General features: G+C 71.7%; 8 protein-coding genes. 4 read left to right on the top strand and 4 right to left on the bottom strand.

What is annotated here, in order from left to right; translation table 11 throughout:
• The 4 genes from AOK17_RS10430 to rsmH all read right to left on the bottom strand — a co-directional run bounded on the left by AOK17_RS10430 (position 1) and on the right by rsmH (position 5428).
• Positions 1-1689 carry a UDP-N-acetylmuramoyl-L-alanyl-D-glutamate--2,6-diaminopimelate ligase gene (locus tag AOK17_RS10430; RefSeq protein WP_169801906.1) on the bottom strand — a complete coding sequence of 563 codons (1689 nt, stop codon included), beginning with the start codon at positions 1687-1689 and terminating at the stop codon, positions 1-3.
• A 131-nt stretch (positions 1690-1820) separates the two neighbouring features.
• Complete coding sequence (locus tag AOK17_RS10425; protein WP_281198595.1) at positions 1821-3779, bottom strand: peptidoglycan D,D-transpeptidase FtsI family protein; 1959 nt, start codon at positions 3777-3779, stop codon at positions 1821-1823.
• Positions 3780-3784: 5 nt separating this feature from the next.
• Positions 3785-4375, bottom strand: a complete 591-nt coding sequence (gene ftsL / locus AOK17_RS10420) for a cell division protein FtsL (RefSeq protein ID WP_055612090.1) — start codon at positions 4373-4375, stop codon at positions 3785-3787.
• 96 nt (positions 4376-4471) lie between these two features.
• On the bottom strand, positions 4472-5428 hold the full coding sequence (gene rsmH, locus AOK17_RS10415) for a 16S rRNA (cytosine(1402)-N(4))-methyltransferase RsmH (RefSeq protein WP_079052917.1): 957 nt from the start codon (positions 5426-5428) through the stop codon (positions 4472-4474).
• A gap of 421 nt (positions 5429-5849) precedes the next feature.
• Between rsmH and AOK17_RS10410 the strand changes: the two genes are divergently transcribed.
• The 4 genes from AOK17_RS10410 to AOK17_RS10395 all read left to right on the top strand — a co-directional run bounded on the left by AOK17_RS10410 (position 5850) and on the right by AOK17_RS10395 (position 11412).
• Entirely contained in the window at positions 5850-6398 is a 549-nt protein-coding gene (locus AOK17_RS10410; protein ID WP_055612089.1) for a beta-class carbonic anhydrase, read from the top strand.
• A 204-nt stretch (positions 6399-6602) separates the two neighbouring features.
• Complete coding sequence (locus AOK17_RS10405; protein WP_055612088.1) at positions 6603-7640, top strand: AAA family ATPase; 1038 nt, start codon at positions 6603-6605, stop codon at positions 7638-7640.
• The gene (locus AOK17_RS10400) at positions 7640-8992 is read left to right on the top strand and encodes a DUF58 domain-containing protein (protein WP_055612087.1); all 1353 of its coding nucleotides are present in this window, start codon (positions 7640-7642) and stop codon (positions 8990-8992) included. Before AOK17_RS10405 ends, AOK17_RS10400 begins: the two co-directional genes overlap by 1 nt.
• The gene (locus AOK17_RS10395; protein WP_055612086.1) at positions 8989-11412 is read left to right on the top strand and encodes a transglutaminase TgpA family protein; all 2424 of its coding nucleotides are present in this window, start codon (positions 8989-8991) and stop codon (positions 11410-11412) included. Before AOK17_RS10400 ends, AOK17_RS10395 begins: the two co-directional genes overlap by 4 nt.
• Positions 11413-11667: the final 255 nt, after the last annotated feature.

Here is an 11667-nt window from a genome sequence, read left to right as displayed (position 1 = left end):
TCATCCCTGGGTCTTCTGGATAGCTTCGCGAAGCACCTGGCGGTCGTCGAAGGGACGGACCACTCCGGCGATGTCCTGGCCCTGCTCATGACCCTTGCCCGCGACCAGCACCGTGTCGCCCGGCTGTGCGCGGGCGACGGCCGCGGCGATCGCGGCGGCCCGGTCCTCGAAGACCTGGACCTCTCCGCGCTCGTACGCCGGTACCTCGGCGGCACCCGCGAGCATCGTGGCGAGGATCGCGAGGGGGTCCTCGGAGCGGGGGTTGTCCGATGTCAGTACGGCGGTGTCGGCGAGCCGGGCCGCGGCGGCGCCCATGGGCATCCGCTTGGTCTTGTCCCGGTCCCCGCCACAGCCGAGGACGATGTGCAGTCGGCCCTCGGTGACCTTGCGCAGGGCCCGCAGCACGGACTCCACGGCGTCGGTCTTGTGCGCGTAGTCGACGACCGCGAGGTACGGCTGTCCGGCGTCCACGCGCTCCAGCCGGCCCGGCACGCCCGGTACGGCGGCGATGCCGTCCGCGGCCGTCTGCGGGTCGAGCCCGGCGACGGCGAGGGAGACGATCGCGGCGAGGGTGTTTGCGACGTTGAAGGGGCCCGCGAGCGGCGACTTGGCGATGATGCGCTCGCCCTTGGGGCCGACCGCCACGAAGACCGAGTCCATCGGGCGGACCTGGACCTCCTCGGCCCGCCAGTCGGCGTCCGGGTGGCCCTCCGCGGAGAACGTCACCACGGGCACCGTGGCCTCCTTGGCGAGCCTGCGTCCGTACTCGTCGTCGAGGTTGACCACGCCGAGCCTGCTGCGTTCCGGCGTGAACAGCTGTGCCTTGGCCCGGAAGTAGTCCTCCATGTCGGAGTGGAACTCCATGTGTTCCGGGCTGAGGTTGGTGAAGACCGCGATGTCGAAGATGCAGCCGTCGACCCGGCCGAGGACCAGCGCGTGGCTGGAGACCTCCATGGCGACCGCGTCGACGCCGCGCTCGCGCATGACCGCGAACAGCGCCTGGAGATCGGTCGCTTCGGGCGTCGTGCGCTCCGACTTGATGCGCTCGTCGCCGATGCGCATCTCCACGGTGCCGATGAGCCCGGTGCTGCGGACCGTCTTCAGACCACCCTCGACGAGGTACGCCGTGGTGGTCTTGCCGGACGTACCGGTGATGCCGATCTGGAGCAGGTCGGGACCCGGGTGGCCGTAGATCGAGGCGGCCAGCTCACCCATCGTCCGGCGCGGGTCGTCGACGACGAGGACCGGCAGACCGGTGGCCGTCGCGCGCTCGGCGCCCGTCGGGTCGGTCAGCACGGCGGCGGCGCCGAGGCCGGCCGCCTGCGTCACGAAGTCGGCGCCGTGCATCCGGGCGCCGGGCAGCGCGGCGTAGAGGTCGCCGGGGCGCACGGCCCGGGAGTCATGGGTGATGCCCGTGACCTCGACGGCGCCCTGCGCGCCCTGCGGCGCCGGAGCCGCCATCTGATCGGCGACTACCGCCACCAGCTCCGCGAGGGGTGTGGCGGAGTTCTGAACCGGTCGCGGCGGCCCCGGATATGTCACAGGAACGCCCTTCTGGGTGGTTTGGGACTGATCAGCGTGTGGCACGGCGGTGAGCGTACCGGGCACACCCCCGCCGGAGCGAAGCGAGGGGCGTGGCGGGGTGTGCGGCGTGCCGCGGTTCCCGGGGTCGGGAGTGATCGTTGTCACGAGCTGTTCCTGGTCGGTGATCCGGGGTGCTGGAGCATGGCGTTCCGGTCGGTGCCGATGAGGGCCCGGCCCGGGCTGGTGCGGGACTGGTCGGAGCTGGCGCGGGACTGGTCGGGGCTGGTCAGGACTGTTCAGGGCGTGAAAGTGACGGGAAGTCTGGCGGCCTGGGCCCCGGTGGGCGGCACCTGGAGGGTCTTCAGGGCGAACTCCAGGACCTCCTTGTAGACGGGCCCACAGATCTGACCGCCGAAGTAGCTCCCCTTGGTGGCGTTCTGGATGGCGCAGTAGACGGTCACCCGGGGGTTGTCCGCGGGCGCGAATCCGGCGAAGGAAGAGGTATAGCCGTGGTAGCGGCCGGTGGCCGGATCCACACGGTTGGCCGTGCCGGTCTTGCCCGCGACGCGGTAGCCGGGGATACGCGCTTTGGTGCCCGTACCCTCCCGGTCGTCCACGACGGACTCCAGCATCTGCGCCAGGGTCTTCGCCGTCTTCTCGCTGACGACCCGTGTCTCCTTGGGCTTGGCGGCCGGGGTGAAGCGTCCGTCGGGACCCTTCGTGCCGCGGACCAGGGTCGGTTCGATCCGGACGCCGCCGTTGGCGATCGTCGAGTAGACGGAGGCCGCCTGCATCGCGTTGATCGACACACCCTGGCCGAAAGGAATCGTGTACTGCTGGGAGGTCGACCACTGGCCGGCGGGCGCGAGGATGCCCCTCGTCTCGCCGGGGAAGCCGAGACCCGTGTAGTCGCCGATGCCGAACTTGCGCAGATACGAGTAGAGGACCTGGTTGGCCTCCTGCTGCGTCTTGCCCAGCTGGCCGGTGGCCAGGATGGTGCCGATGTTGCTGGACTTGGCGAGGACGCCGTTGAGCGTCAGGTACCAGGTCGGGTGGTCGATGTCGTCGCGGAAGAGCCGGTCGCCGCGGTGCAGCCGGTTCGGCACGGTCACGTGCGTGGCGGGCGTGGCGGCGTCCTCCTCCAGGACGGCGGCCATCGACATGACCTTGGCGGTCGAGCCGGGCTCGTAGGCGTCTTCGAGGCCCCAGTTGTGCAGGGCGTTCCCGTCGGCCTTGGAGAGGTCGTTGGGGTCGAAGCCGGGCGAGTTGGCCATCGCGAGGATCTCGCCGGTCTTGTTGTCCTGCACTATGACGTACCCGCGGTCCGCCTCGGACTCCTTCACCTGTTCGGCGATGGCGTTCTGGGCGGCCCACTGGATGTCGCGGTCGATGGTCAGCTCGACCTCGGAACCGGCCACGGCGGGCTTCTCGGTGGAGCCCGCGGTCGGCACCTGCCGGCCGCCGGACTGGGCGTAGCGGATCTCGCCGTCCTTGCCCGACAGCTCCTTGTTCAGCTGCTGCTCGATGCCGCCGCCGCCCTTGCCGTCGGCGTTGACCCAGCCCAGTATCCCGGCGCCGAGCTCGCCGTTCGGATAGACCCGCTTGCTGCTGGGCTCCTGGAGGACGCCCGCCAGGACGTTCACCTCCGACCCGTCCTCGCCCGCCTTGTCGGCGAGCGTGCTCTTCAGGTCCTTGATCTGCGTCCAGACCTGGGGGGTCTGGCGCCGGGCGAGCACGACGTACCGGGTGTTCTTGGTGCGGAGCTTCGCGGCGAGTTCGTCGGGGTCCTTGTCGAGGATCGGGCCGAGCAGGGCGGCGGCCTGCTCGGGGGCGTCGCCGATCTTCGTCGCCTTCCGCGTGAACAGGGTGGGGTCGGCGGTGATGTCGTTGGCGTCCACGCTGATCGCGAGGTCGACGCCGTTGCGGTCCGTGATCCCGCCGCGCTCGGCGGCCAGGGTGCGGCTGAGGTACCGGTTCTTCTCGGCCTTGGCGGTGTACTCGCTCGCGTCGACGGCCTGCACCTGGAGGAGCCGGACGACGAAGGCGATCAGTACGAGGGCCAGGGCGAGGCTGACCAGGCGCAGCCGCGGGCGGGGGCTGCCGAGGCGGATGGCACGCGGGCCCTGGCCCTGGCCTCGCGAGGGAGCCGGACGGCGGGCGGGGCGTGCGCCCGGTCCCGGCCGCCGCTGGCTGCCGGGCCGTACGGGCCTGGCGGGCGAGGGCACCCGGCGGCGCGGGGGTTCCCTGTCGGACACTTCCGTCACCTGCCGGGATTCGTAGCGGGCTGCGCGGGCTGGGTGGACGGCTCGGTGACCGTCTCGGCGACCGGTTCGGGCGCCGCGGTGGGCACGGCGGGCGCGGTGGGTGCCGGGGTCTCGGCGGGCGTCGGGGGCCCGGCGGGTGCCTGGCTCTCGGTGGGCGTCGGAGACGGTGAGGGGAGGAGCACGTCGGGCGGGCGGACCACGGGGACGGACACGGACGACTGCTCGGCGGCGGCGCTGGGCACACCGCGGACGCTGCCGTCGGGGTTGAGGAAGGCCGGGTCGCCGCCGGGCACCATGCCCAGCTCGCGGGCGCGGCGCTGAAGGGCGTCGGGGGCGGAGTAGGCGTCCACGTCCCGCTGGAGCGCCTGCTCCTCGTCGGTGAGGCTCTTGGTGTCCCGCTGGAGGTCGTCGAGCTGGAACGACCCTTCGCTGAGCGCGGAGTTCAGGACCAGGAGTCCGATCAGGCCGCCGCCGAGCAGCAGCACGACCAGGAGCACGAAGGGGGTACGGGCGGCCTGTCCGGGGCCCGTCGGGAAGAGTCGCGCGAGCCGGGCCGCCCTCCCCCGCAGTTCGGGTCTGCTACTCACTCGCCCTCCCGCTGAGCCGGTGTTCCCGGCCGATGGGTCCGGGCCTGCGACCCACGCGTCCGGTGAGTTCGGTTGTCCAACTCACACACCCTCCCGTCACTCGGCGTCCTCCCTGATGCGCTGCGCCCCGCGCAGCCGCGCCGGGGCGGCGCGCCGGTTCTCCGCGACCTCTTCCTCGCTGGGGAGTTCGGCACCGCGCGTCAGAAGCTTGAGCCGGGGCTGGTAGCGCTCGGGGACGACCGGCAGGCCCGGTGGTGCGGTGTTGGCGGCTCCCGCGGCGAACACCTGCTTGACGAGCCGGTCCTCCAGGGAGTGGTAGGACAGCACGGCGATCCGGCCGCCGACGGCGAGTGACGTCACGGCGGCGGGGATCGCCCTCTCCAGGACGGTGAGTTCGCCGTTGACCTCGATGCGCAGCGCCTGGAAGGTGCGCTTGGCGGGGTTGCCGCCGGTGCGCTTGGCGGCCTGCGGCAGGGAGTCGCGGATCAGCTCGACGAGCCGCGCGCTGTTGCTGAAGGGGTCCTTGTCGCGTTCGCGCACGACCGCGGACACGATCCGCTTGGCCTGCTTCTCCTCGCCGTACGCCCTGAGGATCCGGACGAGTTCGCCCGCCGGGTAGGTGTTGAGCACCTCGGCCGCGCTGATGCCGGTCGTCTGGTCCATGCGCATGTCGAGCGGGGCGTCCTGGGCGTACGCGAAGCCGCGGTCGGCCTCGTCGAGCTGCATGGAGGAGACGCCGAGGTCGAAGAGGACGCCCTGGACGCGCGGGAGGTCCAGGCGGTCGAGCACGTCGGGGAGTTCGTCGTACACCGCGTGCACCAGGGTGGCCCGGTCGCCGAAGGGGGCGAGCCGCTCTCCGGAGAGGCGCAGCGCCTCCTTGTCCCGGTCCAGGGCGACGAGACGGGCTTCCGGGAACCGGCTGAGCAGAGCCTCGCTGTGGCCGCCGAGGCCGAGCGTGCAGTCGACGACGACCGCTCCCGGCCTCTCCAGCGCTGGTGCCAACATGTCCAGGCATCGCTGGAGCATCACCGGAACATGTCGGCTCTGGGTCAAGGGGCCCTCTCAGGTCCGGCACCGCGCGCACGCACCGCCGGGTCCCCGCCCGCTCCGTGAAGGGGAGGCCTGCCGGCGCCGGAAGCGTCAGCCGACCGGGAGCGGGAGGAGGCCGAGCCGTACGTACGCGCCGCGCACGTGGGGAGATCCCGGCTCGTCACCGGTCCTCCGGGGGTAGCAGTCCAGCAGGGAGAGCGTCCGTCTCCCGCTTCGCGCCACTTTAGTCCACGGTCTCCCGCGGTCAACGAACCGGCCTGCGCGTCGCGACTCTCGGCCCGGATGAAGCACCAAACCGGGTTTTTCCACCCGTACGGGCGTAGTCGATCCACCCTTGTGGGTTACCTCACAACAACGCTCATTGATGTTCTTTGTCCCCTCTCACAGCAGGCCCGGACCGCGTGTGACCACTACCGTTATAGATATGACGACTTCCGCATCCGTTCCCACAGAGCCCGGAGACGCCATATCCAACGGCGGCACCGTCACCGACCGCCTCGTCGAGGCGAACGAGCGGTACGCCGCCGCGTTCACCGACCCCGGCATGGACGCCCGTCCCGTGCTGCACGTCGCGGTCGTGGCATGTATGGACGCCCGCCTCGACCTGCACGACGCGCTGGGCCTGGAGCTCGGCGACTGCCACACCATCCGTAACGCGGGAGGCGTGGTCACCGACGACGTGATCCGCTCCCTCACCATCAGCCAGCGCGCGCTCGGCACCCGCAGTGTCGTACTGATCCACCACACCGGCTGCGGCCTGGAGTCCCTCACCGAGGACTTCCGGCACGACCTGGAGATGGAGGTCGGCCAGCGCCCGGCATGGGCCGTGGAGGCCTTCCGGGACGTCGAACAGGACGTGCGGCAGTCCATGCAGCGGGTGCGCACCTCCCCATTCCTTCTGCACACGGACGACGTACGTGGTTTCGTGTTCGATGTGAAGACGGGCCTGCTGCGTGAGATAGACCCCACCTGACGCGAGTTGGACCCTCTCAAAGACCCCAGGCCGTGACATATCGCGGCCACTTATCCACAGGCGAGTGACACGAACAGGTAACGGCAACAAGAATGCGGGTGTGGCGTCACGCGGAACTATTCGCGCGTGGTGTCCGTGTTTCGGGGTGGGCCGGTCCGCATCGCAGAGCGTCGGCCCGGGAAAGAACGGGCCGAGGAGGGCCGGGTGACGACCTATGACGATCGAGCGAGCCTTACAGATCTGACCGCCACTGTGGAGAGAGTCCGCAGTTCGGTGGAGGAAGTGATCGAGGGCAAGCCTGAGGTCGTACGGCTTTCGCTGACCGTACTGCTCGCCGAGGGGCATCTTCTGATCGAGGATGTCCCCGGCGTCGGCAAGACCATGCTGGCCAAGGCACTTGCGCGGTCCATCGACTGCTCAGTGCGGCGTATTCAGTTCACGCCCGACCTGCTGCCCTCGGACATCACAGGTGTGTCCATCTGGGATCAGCAGCGCAGGGACTTCGAGTTCAAACCGGGTGCGATCTTCGCGCAGATCGTGATCGGCGACGAGATCAACCGCGCGTCGCCCAAGACGCAGTCGGCGCTTCTGGAGTCCATGGAGGAGCGCCAGGTAACCATCGACGGCACGACCTACGAGCTGCCCAGCCCGTTCATGGTGGTGGCGACGCAGAACCCGGTCGAGATGGAGGGCACCTACCCGCTGCCGGAGGCGCAGCGCGACCGTTTCATGGCCCGGGTCTCCATCGGCTATCCCAGCGCGGAGGCCGAACTGCAGATGCTGGACATCCACGGCGGTGCGTCCCCCCTGGACGACCTCCAGCCGGTGGCGCACGCGCACGAGATCGTGAAGCTCATCGACGCGGTCCGCAACGTCCACGTCGCCGACCCGGTGCGGCGGTACGCCGTGGACCTGGTCGCCGCCACGCGTACGCATCCGGACCTGAGACTCGGCGCCTCGCCGCGTGCCACGCTGCACCTGCTGCGCGCGGCGAAGGCGTCGGCGGCCCTCAGCGGCCGGGAGTACGCACTGCCGGACGACATCCAGGCCCTCGCGGTGGCGGTCCTGGCCCACCGGCTGCTGCCCACCGCCCAGGCGCAGTTGAACCGTCGTACGGCCGAGCAGGTCGTCCTGGAGATCCTCCAGCGCACGCCCGTGCCCGCGGCGCCCCAGTCGCCGAGCGGTCTGGGGATGGGCCGGGGCTCGTCCGCCTTCGGCCAGCAGCCGCCCCGGAGGCTGTGATGACCACCGGGGGGATGCCGACGGCGCAGGCCGAGGAGGACAAGGGCGGGCTGCGTACGGCACTCGCCGGTCTCACCACGCGCGGTCGGTCCTTCCTGGCCGCCGGCATCGCCGCCGCGATCTGCGCGTACGTCCTGGGGCAGAGCGATCTGCTCCGGGTCGGGCTGCTGCTCGCCGTGCTGCCACTGGTCTGCGCGACCGTGCTCTACCGCACGCGCTACCGGGTCGCCGGCAGCCGTCGCCTCTCCCCGGGGCGGGTGCCCTCGGGGTCCGAGGCGCGGGTCCATCTGCGGATGGACAACGTCTCGCGGCTGCCCACGGGTCTGTTGATGCTCCAGGACCGGGTTCCGTACGTGCTGGGGCCGCGGCCCCGGTTCGTACTGGACCGGGTCGAGGCGGGCGGCCGTCGCGAGGTGTCCTACCGGGTGCGCTCGGACCTGCGTGGCCGCTATCCGCTGGGGCCCCTGCAGCTGCGGCTCAGCGACCCGTTCGGGATGTGCGAACTGACCCGATCCTTCTCGACGTACGACACCCTGACCGTCATCCCGCGCGTGGAGGCGCTGCCGCCGGTGCGGCTGACGGGCGAGGCGAAGGGGTACGGCGACGGGCGGCAGCGCTCGCTGGCCCTGGCCGGCGAGGACGACGTGATACCTCGCGGCTATCGCTACGGCGACGATCTGCGCCGGGTCCACTGGCGTCTGACCGCGCGCTACGGCGAGTTGATGGTGCGCCGCGAGGAGCAGCCGCAGCGGTCCCGCTGCACGGTGCTCCTCGACACCCGGGGCATCGCCTTTGACGGCGCGGGCCCGGACTCGGCCTTCGAATGGGCGGTGTCGGGCACGGCGTCCACGCTGGTGCACATGCTGGAGCGGGGCTTTTCGGTACGGCTGCTGACCGACACGGGCACCTCGGTGCCCGGCGAGGGCGCCGACGGATTCGCCGGCGCCAGCCAGGAGTCCGCGGACGCCGCCGGGCTGATGATGGACACCCTCGCGGTGATCGACCACTCCGACGGTACGGGCCTGTCACGGGCGTACGACGTTCTGCGGGGTGGCAACGAGGGGCTGCTGGTGGCCTTCCTCGGCGACCTGGACGAGGAGCAGGCGACCGTGCTCGCCAAGATGCGTCAGCGCAGCGGCGGGGCCGTGGCCTTCCTGCTGGACAGTGAGACGTGGGTGCGCGGCGCGGCCGACGAACAGAGCGAGGAGCGGCTTCGGATGCTGCGCGAGGCGGGCTGGACCGCCCTGGCCGTACCGCCGGGCACGGGCCTGGCCGACCTGTGGCGGGAGGCCGACCGACAGCGCAACGGGGTCGCGTCGACGGGAAGCACGGCAGGGGGCGGTGGCTCATGAGCGGGCGCGCGCGACTCGCGCTGTGCGCCGTGGCGGCGACACTGATGGCGTCCGGCGCCCTGCTGCCGCTGGTCGATCCGGCGACCTGGATCCTTCAGGCGGCGTTCCTGCTCGCGGTGCAGACCGGAGTGGGGGCGGCGACCCGGCGGGTGCCGCTGGCGCGAGCCGTGACGATCGCCGTACAGGCGCTCGTGACCCTGACGCTGCTGACGCTGTTCTTCGCCCGCGAGCAGGCCGTCATCGGGCTCGTGCCCGGCCCGGAGGCGTTCCGGCACTTCGGGGAGCTGCTGCAGGCCGGCGGTGACGATGTCGGGCGGTACTCGATCCCGGCTCCGCTGTCCCCCGGTATCCGGCTGATGCTGGTCGGCGGGGTCGTGGTCATCGGGCTCGCGGTGGACGCCCTCGCGGTGACGTTCCGCAGCGCGGCCCCGGCCGGACTGCCGCTGCTCGCGCTGTACTCGGTCGCCGCGGGTCTCTCGGAGGGCGGTGGCGCCAGCTGGCTGTGGTTCGTCATGGCGGCGGCCGGCTATCTGGTACTGCTGCTGGCCGAAGGACGTGACCGGCTCTCGCAGTGGGGCCGGGTCTTCGGCGGCGGACCCCGGACTCCGGGGACGGACGCCTCGGCGGGCGCGGTCGCGCCGATCCGCACGGGGCGGCGCATCGGTGCCGTCGCGCTCGGTATCGCCCTGGTGGTGCCGCTCGCCCTGCCCGCGCTCGACGGCGGTCTGCTGGGCGGTACCGGGACCGGCGTCGGCACGGGCTCCGGCGGTGGCGGCACGATCTCCGCGGTGAACCCGCTGGTCTCGCTCCGCGACAGCCTGAACGTGGACGAGGACCGCGAGGTCATGTCGTACCGCACCAACTCCGAGGAGACGCAGGACCTCTATCTGCGGATCGTCTCGCTCGACGAGTTCGACGGCACGGCGTGGAAGCCGGCCAAGCGCCATGTCGAGGACGTCCCCGGTTCGTTCCCGACACCGCCGGGCCTCAGTGACGACGTCCGGCGCACCGAGATCCAGACGAGGATCTCCGCGGCGGACTGGTACGCGCAGGACTGGCTGCCCATGCCCTACCCCGCCAGCGCGGTGGGGCTCGGCGGCAAGTGGCGGTACGAGCCCGTGGGCCGCACGCTCGTGGGCGACCACGGGCAGACCACCCGCGGCCTGGAGTACACGGTCAAGAGCCTGATAGTGCAGCCGACCGCGGAGCAGCTCGCCAACGCGCCGGAGGCACCCACGGCGCTGAGGCGCGAGTTCACCAAGGTCCCCGGGTCGCTGCCTCCGGTGGTGGCGGAGACTGCACGCGACGTCACGGCCGGCTCGGCCAACAACTACGAGCGCGCGGTGAAGCTCCAGGACTGGTTCGCCCTGGACGGCGGCTTCACGTACGACACGGAGGTGCAGGTCGGCAGTGGATCGCAGGCCATAGCGCGCTTCCTGAGGGACAAGGAGGGCTTCTGCGTCCACTTCTCCTTCGCGATGGCCTCGATGGCCCGCACGCTGGGCATCCCGGCCCGCGTCGCGGTGGGCTTCACACCGGGCTCGCCGCAGGCCGACGGCACGAATTCGGTGGGCCTGCGGGACGCGCACGCCTGGCCCGAGCTGTACTTCGAGGGCGTGGGCTGGACCCGCTTCGAGCCGACCCCGAACCGGGGCACGGTTCCGGAGTACACCCGCACGGACACGCCGGGCACCACGCTCCCCAACCCGGACCTCCCCTCGCGCTCCTCGTCCTCGGCGCCGTCCGCCGAACCGTCGAGCAGCGAGAGCTGCACGGCGGCGGAGAAGAAGCTGGAGCAGCCCTGCGGCAGCGAGTCTCCGCAGGCGGCGTTCGGATCGACGGACGACGGACCGCCGTGGTTCGCGATCCTCGGGTTCGCCCTGGCGGGGCTCGCCGCGCTCGCGGTGCCGCTGCTGCCGATGCTGTGGCGGATGCGGGCCCGGTCCGTGCGGCTCGGCTCGCACGGGCGCACCGAGGAGGATGCCGCGGCTGCCACCCTGGCCGCCTGGCAGGAGGTGACCGATACGGCGTGGGACTTCGGGATCGCGCCGGACGACTCCCAGACGCCCCGCAAGGCGGCGGCACGGATCGTCCGCATCGGGCATCTCGAACCCGAGGCCGCGGCCTCCGTCCACCGGGTCGCCGACGCGGTGGAGCAGGTCCTGTACGCGCCACGGCCCCGGCCGACCGCCGGGCTCGCCGATGACGTACGCCGGATGACCGCGGGTCTGCACGCCACGGTCAGCCGCGGTACGCGGCTGCGCGCACTGCTCGCACCGCGCTCGGCCGTACGGGTGGCGTGGGCGGCTTCCGAGGGCTGGATCGCGCTGAAGTCCCGGGCCACGGCCCGCTGGACGGCGGTCGCGCGCCGCCCGTGGGGACGCACGTCAGGACGCCCGTCGGAGCAGAGCAGCGGCTGAGACCGCCCGGCTCAGCAAGCCGGAAGGGGGGCCACCCGAGTCGGGTGGCCCCCCTTCGCTTTCGCTGTGCGGCGCCCATGAATGCCCGGCGCCGGCGCCCCTGAGTGTGCGGCGCTCCTGGGTACGCGGCGGCCCTGAGCGTGCGTGTGCAGTGGCCCTGGGCCCCGGCCTGTGTGTGCAGTGGCCCTAGGTCCCGCCCGCGGCCGGGCGCGCTGAAGGGGCGGCCACCTGAAGGTGGTCACCCCTTACGTGTGT

The organism is Streptomyces phaeochromogenes, from assembly GCF_001418655.1.
In the GTDB taxonomy this organism is placed as follows: domain Bacteria; phylum Actinomycetota; class Actinomycetes; order Streptomycetales; family Streptomycetaceae; genus Streptomyces; species Streptomyces phaeochromogenes.
Note: the sequence above shows the minus strand (reverse complement) of the source record. Positions and strands in the feature narration are given on the sequence as shown.

What these genes read in the sequence shown, in the direction of transcription:
- AOK17_RS10410 (WP_055612089.1), top strand. Translation starts at nt 5,850, where the DNA reads ATGACGACTTCCGCATCCGTTCCCACAGAGCCCGGAGACGCCATATCC.
- AOK17_RS10400 (WP_055612087.1), top strand. Translation starts at nt 7,640, where the DNA reads ATGACCACCGGGGGGATGCCGACGGCGCAGGCCGAGGAGGACAAGGGC.
- AOK17_RS10395 (WP_055612086.1), top strand. Translation starts at nt 8,989, where the DNA reads ATGAGCGGGCGCGCGCGACTCGCGCTGTGCGCCGTGGCGGCGACACTG.